Annotated in this window: 13 protein-coding genes; 7 read left to right on the top strand and 6 right to left on the bottom strand. The window is 59.4% G+C overall.

What is annotated here, in order from left to right:
* Positions 1–49: 49 nt before the first annotated feature.
* Positions 50–277 carry a hypothetical protein gene (locus R3C19_07480; GenBank protein ID MEZ6060184.1) on the top strand — a complete coding sequence of 76 codons (228 nt, stop codon included), beginning with the start codon at positions 50–52 and terminating at the stop codon, positions 275–277.
* Positions 278–726: 449 nt separating this feature from the next.
* On the opposite strand, the gene R3C19_07475 is transcribed toward R3C19_07480, so the two are convergent.
* The gene (locus R3C19_07475) at positions 727–2,061 is read right to left on the bottom strand and encodes a serine hydrolase domain-containing protein (protein ID MEZ6060183.1); all 1,335 of its coding nucleotides are present in this window, start codon (positions 2,059–2,061) and stop codon (positions 727–729) included.
* Positions 2,062–2,541: 480 nt separating this feature from the next.
* Here R3C19_07475 and R3C19_07470 point away from each other — a divergent pair, with 480 nt between their 5' ends.
* Entirely contained in the window at positions 2,542–2,970 is a 429-nt protein-coding gene (locus tag R3C19_07470; protein MEZ6060182.1) for an STAS/SEC14 domain-containing protein, read from the top strand.
* 353 nt (positions 2,971–3,323) lie between these two features.
* Positions 3,324–4,391: a DUF6268 family outer membrane beta-barrel protein gene (locus tag R3C19_07465; protein MEZ6060181.1), complete on the top strand. Its 1,068-nt coding sequence runs from the start codon at positions 3,324–3,326 to the stop codon at positions 4,389–4,391.
* A 310-nt stretch (positions 4,392–4,701) separates the two neighbouring features.
* Here R3C19_07465 and R3C19_07460 read toward each other — a convergent pair whose 3' ends face one another.
* Entirely contained in the window at positions 4,702–5,673 is a 972-nt protein-coding gene (locus tag R3C19_07460; protein MEZ6060180.1) for a D-glycerate dehydrogenase, read from the bottom strand.
* A gap of 24 nt (positions 5,674–5,697) precedes the next feature.
* Positions 5,698–7,971: an alpha-amylase/4-alpha-glucanotransferase domain-containing protein gene (locus tag R3C19_07455; protein ID MEZ6060179.1), complete on the bottom strand. Its 2,274-nt coding sequence runs from the start codon at positions 7,969–7,971 to the stop codon at positions 5,698–5,700.
* 701 nt (positions 7,972–8,672) lie between these two features.
* Between R3C19_07455 and R3C19_07450 the strand changes: the two genes are divergently transcribed.
* A complete protein-coding gene (locus R3C19_07450; protein ID MEZ6060178.1) occupies positions 8,673–9,725 on the top strand; it encodes a BON domain-containing protein in 1,053 nt (350 codons plus the stop codon).
* Between the two features lie 203 nt (positions 9,726–9,928).
* On the opposite strand, the gene R3C19_07445 is transcribed toward R3C19_07450, so the two are convergent.
* Positions 9,929–12,010 carry a M3 family metallopeptidase gene (locus R3C19_07445; protein ID MEZ6060177.1) on the bottom strand — a complete coding sequence of 694 codons (2,082 nt, stop codon included), beginning with the start codon at positions 12,008–12,010 and terminating at the stop codon, positions 9,929–9,931.
* Between the two features lie 372 nt (positions 12,011–12,382).
* On the opposite strand from R3C19_07445, the gene R3C19_07440 reads away from it, so the two are divergent.
* Positions 12,383–12,559: a hypothetical protein gene (locus tag R3C19_07440; GenBank protein ID MEZ6060176.1), complete on the top strand. Its 177-nt coding sequence runs from the start codon at positions 12,383–12,385 to the stop codon at positions 12,557–12,559.
* 331 nt (positions 12,560–12,890) lie between these two features.
* On the opposite strand, the gene miaB is transcribed toward R3C19_07440, so the two are convergent.
* Both miaB and efp read right to left on the bottom strand, forming a co-directional pair.
* Positions 12,891–14,369, bottom strand: coding sequence for a tRNA (N6-isopentenyl adenosine(37)-C2)-methylthiotransferase MiaB (gene miaB, locus R3C19_07435; protein ID MEZ6060175.1), 1,479 nt, complete (start codon positions 14,367–14,369; stop codon positions 12,891–12,893).
* 281 nt (positions 14,370–14,650) lie between these two features.
* The gene (gene efp / locus R3C19_07430) at positions 14,651–15,220 is read right to left on the bottom strand and encodes an elongation factor P (protein MEZ6060174.1); all 570 of its coding nucleotides are present in this window, start codon (positions 15,218–15,220) and stop codon (positions 14,651–14,653) included.
* A 145-nt stretch (positions 15,221–15,365) separates the two neighbouring features.
* Between efp and epmB the strand changes: the two genes are divergently transcribed.
* Positions 15,366–16,424, top strand: a complete 1,059-nt coding sequence (epmB, locus tag R3C19_07425) for an EF-P beta-lysylation protein EpmB (protein MEZ6060173.1) — start codon at positions 15,366–15,368, stop codon at positions 16,422–16,424.
* 152 nt (positions 16,425–16,576) lie between these two features.
* The gene (locus tag R3C19_07420; GenBank protein ID MEZ6060172.1) at positions 16,577–17,596 is read left to right on the top strand and encodes an NAD-dependent epimerase/dehydratase family protein; all 1,020 of its coding nucleotides are present in this window, start codon (positions 16,577–16,579) and stop codon (positions 17,594–17,596) included.
* The last annotated feature ends 63 nt before the right edge of the window (positions 17,597–17,659 follow it).

Genomic DNA, 17,659 nt, shown 5'->3' with positions numbered 1-17,659 from the left:
ACATCGGCAGCGACGACGATTGCCGAGCCGAAGTCCAGGGAAGGACGCGATGATGAAGCTGCGAAGACGTCTGCTTGCTGGTCTGTTGCTGGCCTCGACGGTAACCAACGTCGGTTGCGCCTTGCCCATCTGGTCGCCAAATCCTGACGTGCGAGCACGGCAGTTGATCTATTCGTCAGAAAGCCTGCGGCACATCCCCGAAACGTGGGAACGAATCTGGGGTTTGGAACTGCCTGACCTGGCGACACCTTACCGCGTGCATGGCGGCGTCATCTGACGCGCCTCGCAGCGGATTTTCCTTCCTCGGTATCTGCCGGCTGTGCAGGATCGACGTCATCCGGTCCGGCAAACAGCAGTCAGTCGCAGCAGCCGAGATCTGCTTTTTCGCCGACGAATTCGACGCTTCCTGAATGACAGCCCTCGCGGCGTTCATTCAGGCGGAGCGCTGAGTTCGTCGGCTGTCGGCATGTCCGGGGCATTTGGCGCCGGACTCCCGCGATTAGGACAGCTCGCATCCTGAACGCGGGTCTCGTCCGCGCCGGAATGCACACGTTCGAAAAGCGGTATCGCTTCGTCCCATCCGAGTCGCCTGATTGACGCCGACGCCGGCCAGCCTTCGTCGACGTGGAACTCCACCAGCCAGTCGTCATGCGGGAAGTTCTCGACCGGGTGACGCACGTAGAACGTGTTGCCGCTCCAGTGATCCAGCTGCCAGGCGTCGTTTTTTCATAATGTCAGCAGCAGACGACCATCCACTTCCGTGATCCGCAGATCCCCCAGCAAATCGCAGGCGTATTGTCCTGCGAACTTCGCAGGCACCAGTTCCGGTTCTCGTTTGGGATCGCGGCTTTCTTCGGCTTCCTTCAGATTCCGCTGACGAGTCGTGTCGGGGTTGGTTTCGGCCTTCTTCCAGAACGCCCAGTGTTCCTGATCCCAGGTCGCATTCGGACCGTCGAGCAGCGCATCAAGCACGTCGTACATCAACATGCCGGGAAGCTGCGACCATTCCTTCGTTGTCAGAATCGTCACGCCGATTCCCTCGTCCGGCATGACGGCGCAGACGGTTCCTGTTGAGCCGCTGTGAAAGCAGAGTTTCCGACCGCGATAGTTCATGACCTCCCATCCGAGTCCGAATCCGTAGAAGTCAGCCGCAAACGGATTGCCGTCTGTCTTCCATGTCACCGGAATTGAGGCGTGAATCGTCTGCATATAGCGGCGAGTCTTAGCCGTCAGCAAAGCGGCCTGATTGTCACCGGCCGTCATTGCGGCCAGCATCCACTTCGCCATGTCGTCGGCTGTCGAACGAATGGACCCGGCCGGCGACGGAATTTTGGTTCGCGGGCTGGAAAGTTGAACGGCTCGCGTTTCGCCATCGATGAACTGGTGGATGAAAGTGGCAGGTTCGCCGTCGGGCGCCTGCAGCGATGTCGACGTCTGCTGCATGTCCAGAGGCTTCAGCACACGTTCTGAAACGAACAATTCCCACGACGTTCCGGAAACGCGGCCGATCAGTTCCCCCAGCGCGTAATACGCCAGGTTGTTGTAAGTCACTGTTTCGCGAAATCCGCTTTCGGGCTGCAGGTAGCGAATGCGGCGAACGATCTCCGCAGCGGGAACGTCATTGCGGCACGGCAACAGATCTCCGCGCTGCAAACCCGTGCGGTGGCAGACCAGATCGCGAATCGTCGTGTGCTGTGTTCGATAGTCGTCGCAGAACCTCAGTTCCGGCAGATGGCTGACAACCGGGTCGTCCCAGGCAATCTTCTCTTCGTCGACAAGAATGGCGAGCGCCGTGGCGGTGAAATTTTTGGTGATGGACGCCACTGGGAACGGTGTCGCGGATGTCACAGGCTCACCGCCGTCGATTCGCGTCGTTCCGTACCCCTTCGAATGCAGCACGCCGCCGTCCTTCACGATGGCGATGCCGACTCCCGGCACCTGCCGCTCCTGCATTACCGAAACCACATAATCATCAAGCCCTGGCAGCGGCTCATCAGCCCTCAGGCTTTGACCGCCGATGAACAGCAGGATCCACAGAATCAGCAGCGCTGTCCGGTTCATGAGTTTGCTGGCTCCGAAAGAAATGCCGACGGCGCTCCGATCGACAGAAGCGGCGCCGGGGACGTCTTCGGGAAAGCCCTCGGTATGGCCGTTTGTTGCCCTGATCCGGACGATTTTTTCCCGGTTTCCGGAAGTCCCCCAGCGGGTTTTGTCCCTGCCGATCGTCCGGGAATTTGCACAGTGAAGGTCTCTGCAACGGGAAACTTTTCCAGCCATTGGAATTGCCCTTCGACGACAGAAGAAACGTCCCGATATCAGACAATAATCAGACAATCCCGGTTTGTCGTGTGTTCGTCTGCAAGTCCGCCGGATAAATGGCGATCACCGGCGAATAGGGAGAGGCAGGCTGCAGGAGATTCAGAATCCTTCACAAAATTCCAATCGCCTGACAGCACGGGCAGTTGCACGAGTCGACGGGCAACTTCCCGAAGTGAACCGCGGCGCCCCGCCGCAATCGACGCAGCCATCAGGGCCATTGCAATGATTACAATAAGACCTGTCCGCCACACAAACATCGTTCGAATCAATTCGGACGGAGCCTGGAGCTACACGGATCTTCCGCCCGTTCTGAATGAATTGCGGGCGTTGATCGATCAGCACGGGCAGATTTGTGTCCTGGAAACGATCTCAAAGCCCGGAGCCGACTACGTCGCCCTGGTGTGGGACGCGATTGCGACATCGTTTGAACAGGTCAGCCGCGTCGCTCGCGTGGCCGTCATTGGCGACGAAGCCAGAATCGACGTGTTTTCTGAGCTGTTTCGCGATGAACCGGAAACGGAGATTCGGTGCTTTCCCGCGTTTCAATACGACCAGGGAGTGGCGTGGCTGTACAGCGCCGCGAGCGATGTTCCGTCGTATGACGTGAATCCTGTCGATCTCTTCGATTCGCTCGGCGCCGCGCTGACGTAGTTCCTCGTTCGCGGGCCGTAACGACGTGGTCGACCCGTTTCGGCAGAATCTGCCGACGCTGACCGTGCCGAATCGCGCGGAACCCGTCTATCGCCGTGCGCCGTTTTTCATCACACTTCCGCGCCGCGGGAGTGGCGTGCCGGGCGCGACGTCGCAGCCCCGGAACGGTCCCGGCACACCGTCTGCGACGCGAATCAGAAAACTGCGTCTCGCAGTCTCTGTCACTGGTTCACGTCACACGAATTCCGCGTGCCGTTCGAACAACGATCAATCCTCTGTGCGGAATTGTTCCCCAGTGCACAGTCATGTCTGAGTTCTCGCCTGCGTGAGGTTTCAACAACGGACTGCCGGTCATGGATCGATGTTCATGGAACGCACTCACCGCTGAACCGGCTGCGGGACAATCGGTGCTCGTCGGGAAGTCGTTCATGAAGGCTCCGGTGCGCTTCAAGGCGGCTTTGCGTTTCGCCATGTGGCTTGCGGTCGGTTGCTGCCTTGTGCTGGCTCCGCTGAGGAACGCGAATGCACACACTCCCGCGCTGAATCAGGAAAACACAGTTTCCACACCGGAGCTGACACTGGAACCGCCGGACGAACCCGCTCCCGGCGAAGCACCGGAGGAATTGTTCGAAGGCGGCGTTCCCCGCCTGGTCAGAGATGCCGGTGTGAAACTGACCTATCTTCCCGGCGGCGGAAGCGATGGCCTGGGAATCACCGACGTTTCCACTCAGGTATCGGTGATTGCTCCGATGCCGTTTCAGAACCTGAAGTTTCTCGTCCTGACACCTGCCTTCGGACTGCGATCACTGGATGCTCCCACCGCTCTGGGGCTGAAGTCGGAACTCTATTCCGCGACGCTGACGGCGACGTGGCTGCATGACTGGAGTGATCGCACGAAACTGGTCGTGGGCGTCACGGGCGGCGTCTATTCCGATTTCGAAACTTCGGCGTCCGGCTTTCGCCTGACAGGTCACGGCTTTGCCACCACGCAGTTGAATGACCGCTGGGAACTGATGCTGGGCGCGATTGCCTTGAATCAGAACGGACTGCCGGTGGTTCCGGCCGGAGGACTGATCTACAAGCCAAACACGGATACGCGGATCGAAATCACAGCGCCGCGACCGCGCATCGCCCGACGAATCCACTGGTTTGGCACGACCGTTCCCGTGGAAGACTGGGTGTATCTGGCGGGAGAATTCGGCGGTGGTCGGTTCGCCGTGCAGCGGCCGTCGGGCGCTGACGACTTCGTCAATTTTCGAGACTTCCGAGTGATCGCCGGTTTCGAAAGCAAACGAACAGACGGCATCAGCTCACTGTTTGAAGTCGGCTACGTCTTTGGCCGAAGCGTGACATTCGACGACGACCCCGCAGAATTCAAACCGTCGGGTACGGTCATGGTTCGCGCCGGTCTGAGTTTCTGACGTCGGCGTGTCGCTGACAGCCTGGTCGATTCCCTCTGAGTGTGCCGCGGACAACGTTGATGCGGTGACATGGTCCCGGGAAACGACCAGTCGTCAGTTGTGACGCCCCTACCGGGGCTCCGGCCATGAACTCGCTGCCAGACCGGCGGCTCACGCCGCCGGCTGACGGTATGTCGGCCCGCCGGGCCTGAAACGCATTTGGATCAGCGCCCTCATTTCCGCGGTAAGCAATCATTCCAGCGGGGCCGGAGCAAGTGCGATGTGCCTGTGACGCTGCTTCCTGAACCGCGAAGCGCTGCGCGTCGCACTGTCAGACGCTGTTGACGGCGTGTCGCAGCGGTTTGCCGGCCAGACCGGCCAGCAGATTGTCAGCGGCGATTTCCGCCATCGCGTTTCGGCTGGAAACGGTTCCGCTGCCGATGTGCGGAACGATGACACAGTTCGCAAGTTCTCGAAGAGGGCTGTTGTCCGCCAGAGGTTCCGGGTCGGTGACATCAAGTCCCGCCGCAAAGATCTGTCCGGTGGTCAATGCCTGATGCAGAGCTGTCTGATCGACGACTCCGCCGCGCGACGTGTTGACCAGCACGGCACCTGGCTTCATCGCGCTGAAAGCGGCGGCGTTGAACAGATGCTGCGTTTCCGGATTCAGGTCGGTGTGAATGGAAATGAAGTCGCTTTCGGACAGCAGTTCGTCGAAGGAAACTCGCCGAGCCTGGAGTTGCCGATCGGCGTCGGGTTTCGGAGACCGCGACGTGTAGATCACGTTCATGTCCCAGCCGAATCGCAGCCGTTTCGCGGTGGCCAGACCGATGCGTCCCATGCCGGCGATTCCCAGCGTTCTTCCGGCAAGATCCTGACCGATGAAGCCCATGGGTTCCCAGGTCAGCCATTCGCGTCGGCTGACGTTTTCGATGCCTTCGCGAACACGCCGCGCGGCGGCCAGCAGCAGAGCGACGGCGATGTCGGCGGTGGCTTCGGTCAGAACGCCCGGTGTATTGCCGATCGCAACGCCTCGGCGTGTGGCTTCGTCGACGTCGATGTTGTTGTAGCCCACCGCAAAATTGCTGACGACTTTTAGCTGCGGACCGGCGTGGTCGAAGAATTCTGCGTCGATGCGGTCGCTCAGCAGAGCCAGCACGCCGGCGCAGCCTCGGGATTTTTCCAGCAGGATTTCACGCGGCGGCGGCAGTTGCTCGCGCCAGACTTCGCAGTCGGTCGCGGCAGTCACACGGTCCAGTCCGGCAGCCGGGATCTGCCGACAGACAAACACGCGGTCAAGCATGAGCGGTGTTCTTTCGGAATCGGACTACTGTCGCGTTGCAAGAACCGGCGGAGTTGATGCATCGGCACCGGATTCAGATTCGTCGGTGATTTCTCCCGCGCGGCCAATTTCCGCCAGTTGCCGAGCGCGAGCCAGTGACGTGTCCAGCACCAGCCTCATGTCAACCGTCCACGGACCGCTGGCCGGAGCCGTGAATTCCCAGTGCGGGACCACGACGACGCTTTGATGGACCAGTTCAAATCCGGATTCGGACTGGCTGATCGTCTCGATCGGAAACGCCCACAACCCGGCAGATTGCGACAATTCCAGCGACACGTCCAGGCCCTGGTACTCATCGACCAGACCAATACGGTCGGCGGAAGCAAGCTGCTGGCGGCTGTCGAGCCGGCCGAGTTGCGACCCGCTGGCGTCGTAGAAGTAGCGATCGGACGCTCCGCCCGGCATCGTGGCGAAGTTGAACTCCACGCCGAAGTGCATCGGAACATTCTGAGGCAGCCCGTGCAGTTGATACTGCACGACGATTTCGCCGGGCCGGTCCTTCGAAACGACCACGATCTTGCGAATTTCGACGCTGCAGCCGCCGACGGCTCCGCGACCGCACATTTCCAGAGCGACTTCATTGCTGCCGCGCCGAATGGACGCTTCATAGGTGGACGTCGCAAAACCGCTCAGCAAACCCTTCCCGCCGTAGAAGTCATCCAGCGACAGACTCGGCTGCAGAAAATGATCCACCAGACTCTTGCGCGGCCATGAGTCGAAAGCGATCTTGCGGTCCAGGTCCGGCTGCTTAAACCGCACGATGTCATGAATGCTGGCGACTTCTTCATGACCGTCGCCGCCGTCGGCCTGTTGACGAAGCTTCTCCGCGTGATCGAAGATTTTCTGGTGGTACGCTTCCGGCCGACGATTCAGCGTTGCCAGCAGATTGACTTTGCAGGCTCGCAGATCCAGTTCGTACATGTGTCCGCCGGTCGCCGGCGAAAACAATGCGACCAGCCGCTGATTGCTGAGCTTCACTTCCGGTCGGGCATCCAGGTTAAAGTCGCCGGTGGCGAAGTCGACCCAACTGTCGCCGCGCTGTTCGACCTGTTCCAGCAGCGTGTCCGCTTCGATGAGGTTGGCGTACACCGCGTTTCGCAGATGGGGCAGATACAGTCCGCCGAAAGCTCCGTGCCAGAAGCTGCAGTTGCACTGCGCGCGGTACAGACAGCGGCGAGCGTCTTCCAGCAGTTCCGTCGAATCGCAGTCCAGCGACGCTTCGCCGTCCAGTTTGGCAACGTGAGCACTCACGTCCATCATGCGTGCGTACATCTCGTTGCTTTCCGGATATTTGACCCGGAAGTTTCTCCAGAAGCCGCCGCGCGTGAACTGCAGCAGTTGGTGCCAGTCGGCGTCGCCTTCGCGCTTTTCGTGAGTCAGCCGCTGATATTCCTTTTGAGTTTCTGCGGGAAGAACCCATTCGGTCATTTCGCGATAGCTGGCATCGGGCAGATAGAAGGTGTCCAGCGGAGCGACATGGTCGAGCATTTCGGCGGGCGTTGTGACCTTCAGCCATGACTGGTTCGCGCGGAGCGCATCCAGGAACCGGTGCAGCCAGCGATCTTCATAGACGTGCTTAAACGTGTCCGGCCAGGTTCCGAATTTTTCGCCATCGTCACCGAATACGACCACCGGGTTTTCGAACCGGCTGGCAACGTCTTTCAGGTAATCAATCGTCGCCTGCGGGTCCTGAAACGGAATCGTGTATCGCAGCTTCTCGCTGCCCGGCAGGACCGACAGCAGACGTCCTTCGTATTCGGTCACATAGTATCCGAACAGATCGTCCTGCCTCAGACCGCCGCAGCGAAAGTGGTAGTCGTCCAGAATGGTGTAACGAATTCCGGCGGCCGTGATGTCGCCGGCGAACGACTGTTCCCAGACTCGCTCCGGAACCCACATGCCGCGCACGGTCGTGGAAAACAGGGCTTCCAGGTGATCACTGAACATTCGAATCTGACCGACACGGTCGCGCCGCGGAATGTTGGCCAGAATCGGTTCGTAGTAAGCGCCACCGATAATCTCAATCTGCCCCTGCCGCACCATGTCGCCCAGCCGCGTGATGTATTCCGGGTGAGCCGCTTCCAGCCATTCCAGCAGGCTTCCGGACGTATGCAGCGCGAACGGGATATCAGGATACTCCCGCAGTACGTCCAGAAACGGTCGGTAGCTTTCCTGATACGACTGTTCAAACACGCCGTCAAAGTTGCCGATCGGCTGATGATTGTGAAACGCCAGGATCAGGCGAACAGTTCCCGCCATGGGAATGACTCCGGGGTTCTCAATAAAGGCCCTGCCCCGCGGACGGGACAATTTGACATGTGTTTGCCGGCATCCGTGCGATCGTCTGTGCCGTCGCCGCAGCCTGGGCAGCGTAGCATCTGACGCCTCAACCACTGGAACGTTGAAAGCAAGAATCGCACCAAGTGGAGAAATTCTCAACGCGCAGATCGGTCCACGTTTCTTATCGAACCTGATTCCGTCGAGTGTTCAGGAGCTTCGATCCAACTGACAGGCACGGCCGGGAACTCGCAGACGCCGCAAATTATCCAGTATCACGGGGCACTGAGTTTCGGTTCAGCCAATGTGTCGGTATCGGCGCGTGCATTAGCGGCGAACTCATCGAACCCGGCGACCGAAAAAGCGGCGGAATTCGTTCTTCGTGCACAACTCCTGCTTCCGGCACTTCGCAAAAAACCAGAAATGTTTATCTAAGCCGCACGACGTGACCGATGTTACTGACGTGTCCATATCGGGAACCGGTCATCCGGTCGGTTGTCATATGAGACAGAACAGTCAATCCAACGTGGATCACGTGGGGCGGAGGCGGCTGGTTTCAGTCACTTCGATTTTCTTCAGCGTCCGGTTCTGGATGTCCAGTGGGCTCTGGTTACCGCCCGGAACAGCCGCACGGCGGTTTCAACGCGGTCTGGAACGGTAGGTATCTCAGGAGGAGAGCTTTCATGCCAAAGTACGGAAAATGGTTACTGGTGCTGGGGATCATGGCGGCCAACCCTGCCTTTTCCAGCGCCGACGGATTTCTCGGCGGGTTGCGGCAGAAAACGCCGTTCAACGCGACAACTCAGCAGGCTCAGAACCAGAGGCAGGCCGAACAGGTCGCCGAAGCTCTGAAGGAAGCCCGGCTGAATGGCTACGACATTGAAATCGAAGCACAGGGCGACACCGTCCGGCTGGACGGCAAGGTCCGCGACGTCACCCACCGTGCTCTGGCGACTCAGGTTTGCCAGAGCCTGCCGGGCATCAAGCACGTCGACAACAACCTGAAGTATGTTCCCTCCGGCGAAATTCAGCAGACGGCTGCGACCTCCGCCATGACGAACACTCAGGTACGAACGGCCGTCTTTGAATCTTCCGACGCCAACAGCCGCGTTCGTCAGATTCAATACCAGCCGGAAACGGATTCACGGCCAATCGGTGCCGAAAATCAGGCAAAGGCTCAGCAGATCGGACAGGCGTTGTCACAGTCCGGCCTGGTGGGATACGACATCGAAATTCGATACCAGGAAGGAACGGCAACCCTGCTGGGTTCCGTGGCGACTTCCGAGCAGAAGCAGGCAGCTTCTGCAGCGGCAAAGCGAGTTCCCGGTGTTCGCGGCGTCAGCAATCAGCTTCAGATCAGCAATCCGATCGCACAAACGGCCTACGCCGGTGGTGCTCCGCAGATGATGCCCGTTTCGATGATGTCCGGCGATCACATGATGATGCAGGGCATGATGCCTCCGGCTTCGGTCGCGGGCGTGGGAGCCTACTCGAACCCGCACCTGCCACAGCACGCATGGCCGGCATACGCTCAGTATCCGAACTCTGCTGCCGTGACCTATCCGACTCAGTACAGTGCCAGCGCGTTTCCGTACATCGGACCATTCTATCCGTATCCGCAGGTTCCCCTGGGATGGCGGGAAGCGAAACTGGAATGGGATGACGGTTACTGGCAGTTGAACTTCAACAAGGAAAAGAAGGCCTGGTACTGGTTGCTGCAGCCGAAGAACTGGTAAGCCGTCGCTCGCGGGTTTCAATCTCCGCGAAATGACCGAACCAACCAGACCTGAACGAACAAGCGTTCTCGCTGCATCCGTGGCGAGAACGCTTTTTTGCTGCGCGGCTGAAGGCGGACCATTCCTGAACGGATAATGGTTCTCTTGCCGATACCGTCGATCTGGCAGCCGTGAAATGCCGCAGCGGGTGCGAACTTCGTGCGTCAGTCACTCAGCAGTCCGTTGTGTCGCAGCAGCGCTTCGGGGCTGGGTTCGCGTCCGCGGAAGTCCCGGTAGATTTCCATCGGATGCCTGCTTCCGCCCTGGGCCAGAATTGTGTCGCGAAATCTGCGGCCGGTTTCGGCGACTGCGGACTCATCGTCAAGCCCCGCTTCTTCAAATGCGGAGAACGCGTCGGCGCTCAGCACTTCGGCCCACTTGTAGCTGTAGTAGCCGGCGGAGTAGCCTCCGGCAAAGATGTGCTGGAAGGAACACAGGAATCGGTTCTCCGGCAGCAGCGGCATCGGTGACGTCTGTTCGGCGATGCGGCGATGCACATCGAAAGCGGTTTCGACGCCGTTCGGATCAAACGTCGAATGCAGTTCCATGTCGGTCATTCCGAACTGCAGTTGCCGCAGCATCTGCGACGCCGCTCGATACGTTCGAGCGCGGCAGATTTTTTCGAACATGTCGTCGGGCAGAGTTTCACCGGTTTCGTAGTGAACCGCCATGCCCAGCAGAGTCGGCCGGTGATAGCACCAGTTTTCCATGAACTGACTGGGCAGTTCGACGGCGTCCCATTCCACTCCGCTGATACCGGCGGCGTCGCGGAAGTTGACGGTTGTCAGCATGTGCTGCAGTCCGTGCCCGAACTCGTGGAACAGCGTTTCCACTTCACGAAACGTCATCAGCGATGGAACATCGCCGACCGGCGGAGTGCTGTTGCAAACCAGGTGAGCGACCGGCAGACGCATTCCTTCCGGTGAGGCGGATCGCGCGATGCAGTCGTTCATCCAGGCTCCGCCGCGCTTATTTTCCGGACGGGAATACGGATCCAGATAGAAGCCGGCAATCTGATCGCCGCGTTCGTTGTCAATTTCGAAATACCGGACGTCGGAGTTCCACACGGGAGCTGTTCCGTCCGCCGCCCGGACCGTGATGCCGAACAGCCGCCGACAGAGGTCGAACAGGCCCCGCAGCACACGATCCAGCGAAAAGTACGGCCGCAGTTCTTCGTCGGTGAATGAAAACCGCTGCTCCCGAAGTCGTTCGGCCCAGAAGCCGACGTCCCAGTGTGCCAGAGTTTCCGACTGACCGTTCTGCGCCGCGAAGTCGCTGATTTCCGCCAGCTCATCGCGTCCCCGCGGCAGTGACACGGACAGCAATCGTTCGAACATCTGCTGCACGGCGTCGGTGTTGCCGGCCATCTTCTGAGACAGGCTGACGTCGGCGTGATGACGGAATCCCAGCAGCGCCGCCTTTTCCTTTCTGAGCGTCAGAATCTGCTGAATCAGCGGCGTGTTGTCGGATTCGCCGGCGGCGGCTCGAGCGACGTAAGCGCGATAGACGGTTTCTCGCAGGACACGGTTGCGGCAGTGTTCCATGAAGGGACCGAAGCAGGGAGCATCCAGAGTCACTCGCCACGGTCCGGCCTCCGGTGTCGCCGGCGAACTGTCGGCGTTTTCCTTCGCCCGGCTCCATGCGGACGCCGTCAGCCGGCGCAGACTGGCGGGCCAGCCGTCCGTATCAGCTGCGTTCGTAACGTCCAGATGCCACGCTTTGGTCGCGTCCAGGACATTGTTCTGAAAGTCGCTGGCCAGTTGCGACAACTGCTGCGAGATCTCATTGAAGCGTTCACGTTGCGCGCCCTGCAGACCGATTCCGGACAGTTCCGCGTTCTGAATGGCGCGGGTCAGAATTCGCTGTTGAGCCGACGCCAGAGACGGCCATGCCGTGGAGTCTCTCAGAGCACACATCTTTGCGTACAGCGGCTGACTCTGGCTGACTCGCAGACCGAACTGCACGACATCGGGAAGCATGGCTTCGTGAGCTTCACGCAGTTCGTCACTGTTGGCAACGCTTAGCAGATGACTGACCGCGGACCATCCGTATTCGAACAGCAGATCGATCTTTTCCAGCGGCGTCATCAGACTGTTCCAGTCAGCACTGTCGCTGTGTTCAGCATCCTGCAGATGCTGCGCGGCAAGCTGCAGAGACTTTCGAATTCCGTCCTGAACGTCAGCGGGCTGAATGCGATCAAAGGCAGGAAATCCGCTGGTGATCAGCAGGGGATTCTCAGTGTTCATGATGTGCTTATGCGGGAAAACAGAGGACGTTAAAACAGTGGCGACGTGCGCGCCGGAGACTCATCGGTAGGTGACAGGACATGAATGATGCAAGGCAGATGTGGCAGAAAAAAGTGAAACAGAAAAAGGTCGCGCGAAGTTTTTTCAAGACACCGATTCGCAATTGTAGGTGCCGAAGGCAACGGCTATAACTCGCCCCCGTCACAAGGGCTGAACAATCCTGAAACAGACTTCTGCGTGCTCTTCGGACACGCCGTCAGACTGCGATTGACTTTTGTTCAACCAGCCCTGAACCCACACAAACATCTTCGCTCACTCGCTGAAGACGGTCGTTGTTCAACGGGTGATTTCCCTATTTGGTGGTGCTGGCACATGAAGTCTCATCAGTTCGATCTGAGGCAGGATGACGTCCTGCAAATCGGCATCTACTCCGTTACCGTCATCGAAATTGACACTGAAAACGGTGAGGTCGTTCTGAAGATCGAAGACCCTGATGGACGCGCGAAGATCGCAGTTCTCGCCATGGCTGCGGAACCCGCTTTCGCCTGACGAATGCGTTCGTCCGCATCGGACGAACAGTCGCACTTCACCAAAGAATTCACGACCTGTCGCGCTGCCACGCTATGCGCGTGCGCAGCGTCTGGGCACTCCGGTGAGGCCGCCGCCGTCCGTCCACCGCTGTTCGGCGCCTGTCCACAGGTATTCGCCGACGACTGCCCGAGACCGATGCGTACAGGAAACCCGGCGGTGGTCGCTGCGCGTTTCCCGAATTTATACTGGCCGCGGCGAGCGCTGATACTTTTCGCACTTCTTCATGCCGCGAGCCAGAATACCTCAATTTGCCCCGCTCGGGGTATATCCGCAGCCCGGACTTCGGTCATCATGACAGGATCGGCAGCATTCCGGCAGACCCGTGCTGAACCTGCCTGGTGACGATCGATCCGATCAGCGTCGTGGCCGTACAGTCGTGAATCTCCACGTCCACGGTTGAGCCGGCAAGGCGGGGATTTCCGTCGAATGCCACGATGCGGTCGCACTTCGAACGCCCCATCAACTGCACGGCCAGCAGACTGCCCGCCACGGACGTTTCTTCGCCGCGGGCGGCCTTCTTTTCTGAGGACCGGCTGGGACCTTCCACGAGAACGCTGACCTGGCGTCCGATGAATTCCGCGTTGTCTTCTTCGCTGATTTCATTTTGCAGAGCCAGCATTTCGTTGTTGCGACGTTTCTTGATGTCGTCCGGTACATCGTCCGGCATCAGTTCGGCCGCTTTGGTTCCGCCGCGTTCGCTGTACTTGAAAATGAAGCTGTTCTTGAACCGGAATTCCCGGATTGCATCCATGCTCTTCTGATGAGCGTCTTCGGATTCACCGCAGAATCCGACAATGAAATCGCTCGACACGCTGCATTCCGGAATCACATCACGCACGCGGTGCATCATTTCGCGATAGTTTTCCACGGTGTAGCCGCGCTTCATCCGCTGCAGAATCTCATTGCAGCCATGCTGCAGCGGAACGTGCAGATATCGAACAGCCTGCGGAAGGTCTCGAACGGCCTGCAGCAGATCGGTTGTCATGTCTTTGGGATAACTTGTGACGAACCGAATGCGTTCGATGCCGTCGATGCCGCTGATGGCACTGATCAGATCCGACAGCCGATGCAGACTGCCGTTTTCGGTGTACTTGTAGCTGTTGACAGTCTGGCCCAGCAGACAGACTTCCTTCACTCCCTGATCCGCCAGCACGCCGACTTCCTGGAGAATCTCCGACGGTGAACGCGACTGTTCCGGGCCGCGCGTTGACGGCACAACGCAGTATGTGCAGAACTTGTCACAGCCGATCATGATGCGGACGAATGCCTGAAACGGCGTTGGGCGCATCTCCGGATCCCGCAGCGGATCGTAGCTTTGAAAACTTCCGGACACCGCGGCGACGCTGCCTTCGCGACGGCCAAGGCTGACGGCTTTCTGTTGAACACGCTGTGATGCGGAACGTGTTTCACGGATCAGTCGCGGGATCTCCGCCAGTTGTCCCGTTCCGACGACAATGTCGACGTGAGGAGCCCGGCGAAAGATCAGGTCCTGATCCTTCTGAGCCATGCAGCCCAGAACTCCGATGACCTTCTGAGGATCCTTTCGCTTGGCGTACTTCAGCCGGCCCAGTGAGCTGTAGATCTTATGCTCGGCGTGTTCACGGACACTGCACGTATTGAACAGAATCGTGTCCGCGGATTTCGGATCGTCCGTCAGTTCGTACCCGTCCCGGCGCAGCGCGGCGACGACCAGTTCGCTGTCCAGCATGTTCATCTGGCAGCCGACGGTTTCGATATACAGCCGGTGATTGTGAGTCTCGTCAGACATCGGGACTTTTCAAACTCTCGCTCCCGCAGAAGATACTGGAAGCTCTTGCGCACGTGAGCACGCGGGCCTGCATCGGCCCAATCCACGCCCCCGGATCAGCGTTGTCGAATCCTGCAGGATCGGAATCAAACGGAACCTGTGTTTCCGGCAGGTGTCAGTGCCGTCCGACGCGGACATCACGCGCGAAAGACTGCCTCCGCGGATCGCCCAACGTCGCGCGACTGTGATTCCGGGTGACGTCGGCATTTGATCCGGCAGCGTCCATCCGCGGACATGCGCAATCAACTGGAGACGCGTTCCATGTACTTGCCGCTGTCCACGTCGATCTTGATTCTGTCGCCCTGTTTGATGAACGCCGGAACCTGGACTTCCACTCCGCTTTCCAGCGTCGCTCCCTTGGTGACGTTTGTGGCCGTGTCCCCGCGCGCGGCAGGTTCTGTGTATGTGACTTCCAGAGTCACCTGCTGCGGCGGCGTCATGCTGATCAGGTTGCCGTTCCAGTACAGCAGTCCCACGGGAGCACCTTCCAGCAGGAATCTCATGCAATCGCCGCACACCGCGGCGGACAGCGTGTGCTGTTCGAACGAGTTGTTGTCTATGAAGACGTAGCCCTGGCCGTCCCGGTAGGAATACACGCCGTCGCTGCGATGCACGTCGGCACCTTCCAGACCGTCACCGCTTTTGTAGGTTCGGTCCAGCAGCGTGCCTTTCAGCAGATTGCGCAGTTTGGTCTTGTACAGCGCCTGCCCTTTGCCAGGCTTGACGAAATTGCATTCCATCATTTCGTACGGCTCGCCATCGATCAGGACTTTGACTCCCTTGCGAAAATCGCCTGTGGGGACGTTGGCCATTGGAGTGATTCTTTTGCTTGTGCTATTGTCGGTTGAAGGTGATTGCGGGTGCATTGATACGGTTGACGTTCGGGCCGCCGACTGATGCCAGGACGACAAACCGGCCGCGAATTATTAGCAAATCCCCAGTTCCGAGTGAATCCTGATGTCGCGCCTTCCCGGCCTGAATCCACCGAAATCCGCCGCACGAAACGCGGCGGAACCACATCAGGTTCCGGAAGCCGACGAGGTTTCCTGGCAGCGGGAAATGGCGGACGCGATTTGCGACCCGGCGGAGCTGCTGGAATGCCTGCAACTCACTCCGGCGGATGTTCCCGACGCGGACGTGTCCGGCGACAGTCTGTTCCGGACGCTGGTCCCTCGCAGTTTTGTTCGGCGAATGAAGCCCGGTGATCCCGCCGATCCTTTGCTGCGACAGGTGCTTCCGATGATGTCGGAACGGCGCCACGTCGACGGGTTTGTCCCCGATGCCGTCAACGACCATGCGGCTCACAGGGCCCCCGGTCTGCTGCAGAAGTACGCCGGGCGAGTTCTGCTGATTGCGTCGGGAGCCTGTGCCGTTCACTGCCGTTACTGCTTTCGTCGCGAGTATCCGTACGGCCGGGAACCCCGGCGGCTGAAAGACTGGCGAACCGCTCTGAACGCCATCCGCGACGATTCGTCGATCAGCGAAGTGATCTTCAGCGGCGGCGATCCGTTCATGCTGAATGACCGAAGACTGTCGGAACTGTGCCGCCTGGCGGACGAGATCTCTCACGTGGAACGCATCCGGTTTCACACCCGGCTGCCCGTCGTGCTGCCGTCGCGAGTCACGCCCGAGCTGCTGACACTGCTGACGTCTCTTCGCAGTCAGGCCGTCATTGTGATTCACGCGAATCACGGCAACGAAATCGTCGACGACTGCGCGGACGCGCTGCGGTCGATCGTTCGCAGCGGACTGCCCGTGCTGAATCAAACCGTGCTGCTGAAGGGCATCAACGACAGCGTCGACGTTCTGCGAGATCTCAGCCGCCGACTCATCAACACCGGTGTCATGCCCTACTACCTGCATCAGCTCGATCAGGTCGCCGGTACTGCTCACTTCCAGGTCGACGCGGCTCGCGGCCGAGTGCTGGTCGACGAACTGGCGAAGCAACTGCCGGGGTACGCGGTTCCGCGGTTCGTTCAGGAAGTGGCCGGTGAAGCGTCGAAGCGACCGGCATGAAGTTCCTGGACCGAATCGCCGGAAAATCAAACAAATCACACCACAACGAAGCTCCTGTACAGCGACCGGCCACCTGGCAGTGACGACAACCGCTGGTTCGCGACCTGTCAAACGACAGTCTTCATTCCTGAATTCCCGGTTCCTGAATTTCCATGCATGCACTTGTGACCGGCGGAGGCGGGTTTCTCGGCCGTTACATCGTCGAACAACTGCTGTTGCGCGGAGACGACGTGCGAGTGTTCTGTCGAGGTCGCTACGACGACCTGACTCAATCCGGCGTCGAAGTCATTCAGGGTGATCTGCAGGATCCTGCCGCCGTGACCAGAGCGTGTCACGGGATCGACGCCGTTTTTCATGTCGCGGCGGTTCCCGGAATCTGGGGGCCGTGGTCGTATTATCACGGCATCAACACAGCGGGAACTCAGTACGTCGTCGATGCCTGCCGCGCGAACCGCGTGGAACGTCTGATCTACACCAGTTCGCCGAGCGTCGTTTTCGACGGAACCGATCACATTGACGCGGACGAATCGCTTCCGTATCCCGAACGATGGCTGTGCCACTATCCGCATTCCAAGGCACTCGCTGAACAGGCGGTACTGGCGGCGAATGACTCGCGGACATTGCGTACGGTTTCGCTGAGACCGCATTTGATCTGGGGACCGAGAGACAACCATCTGATTCCACGACTCATGGAAAGGGCTCGTTCCGGCAGATTGCGTCGCGTGGGAAACGGACGCAATGTTGTTTCGGTCGCTTACGTCGAAAACGCGGCCGCCGCTCACCTGCAGGCGGAGGAATCGCTGCGTCGATCCGATTCAGCCGCCGGACGGGCGTACTTCATCAACGAACCTGACGCCGTCAATTTGTGGGACTGGGTGAACCAACTGCTGAGTCTCGCGGGGATTGATCCCGTGACGAAGTCGGTGTCCGCGGAGGCCGCGTACCGTCTGGGAGCGGTCATTGAACTTGCCTGGACAGCACTGCGCGTGAAGCGTGAACCTCCGATGACGCGATTCGTCGCACAGCAACTGGCCGGATCTCACAGTTACAGCATTGCCGCCGCGCGCAGGGATTTCGGGTATGATCCGCCCGTGACTTTCGAACAGGCCATGGACCGGCTTGCCGCTTCCGGATTGGCAGCCAATGATGATTCTGCGCGGGGCCGTGATTGAGTCTTCGAATTGAATCGTCTGCCCGGAACGCATCATCCCGCTCAGTGAACCGAATACTCGAAC

This window comes from Planctomycetaceae bacterium, from assembly GCA_041398785.1.
In the GTDB taxonomy this organism is placed as follows: Bacteria; Planctomycetota; Planctomycetia; order Planctomycetales; family Planctomycetaceae; genus JAWKUA01.
The sequence above is the reverse complement of the archived record's forward strand: the minus strand, read 5'-3'. Positions and strand labels throughout refer to the sequence as shown.

Coding starts and splice junctions, on each gene's coding strand:
- R3C19_07420 (MEZ6060172.1), top strand. CDS start 16,577: ATGCATGCACTTGTGACCGGCGGAGGCGGGTTTCTCGGCCGTTACATC.
- epmB (MEZ6060173.1), top strand. CDS start 15,366: ATGTCGCGCCTTCCCGGCCTGAATCCACCGAAATCCGCCGCACGAAAC.
- R3C19_07465 (MEZ6060181.1), top strand. CDS start 3,324: ATGGATCGATGTTCATGGAACGCACTCACCGCTGAACCGGCTGCGGGA.
- R3C19_07440 (MEZ6060176.1), top strand. CDS start 12,383: ATGAAGTCTCATCAGTTCGATCTGAGGCAGGATGACGTCCTGCAAATC.
- R3C19_07455 (MEZ6060179.1), bottom strand. CDS start 7,971: ATGGCGGGAACTGTTCGCCTGATCCTGGCGTTTCACAATCATCAGCCG.
- R3C19_07450 (MEZ6060178.1), top strand. CDS start 8,673: ATGCCAAAGTACGGAAAATGGTTACTGGTGCTGGGGATCATGGCGGCC.
- R3C19_07475 (MEZ6060183.1), bottom strand. CDS start 2,061: ATGAACCGGACAGCGCTGCTGATTCTGTGGATCCTGCTGTTCATCGGC.
- R3C19_07480 (MEZ6060184.1), top strand. CDS start 50: ATGATGAAGCTGCGAAGACGTCTGCTTGCTGGTCTGTTGCTGGCCTCG.
- efp (MEZ6060174.1), bottom strand. CDS start 15,220: ATGGCCAACGTCCCCACAGGCGATTTTCGCAAGGGAGTCAAAGTCCTG.
- R3C19_07445 (MEZ6060177.1), bottom strand. CDS start 12,010: ATGAACACTGAGAATCCCCTGCTGATCACCAGCGGATTTCCTGCCTTT.
- R3C19_07470 (MEZ6060182.1), top strand. CDS start 2,542: ATGATTACAATAAGACCTGTCCGCCACACAAACATCGTTCGAATCAAT.
- R3C19_07460 (MEZ6060180.1), bottom strand. CDS start 5,673: ATGCTTGACCGCGTGTTTGTCTGTCGGCAGATCCCGGCTGCCGGACTG.
- miaB (MEZ6060175.1), bottom strand. CDS start 14,369: ATGTCTGACGAGACTCACAATCACCGGCTGTATATCGAAACCGTCGGC.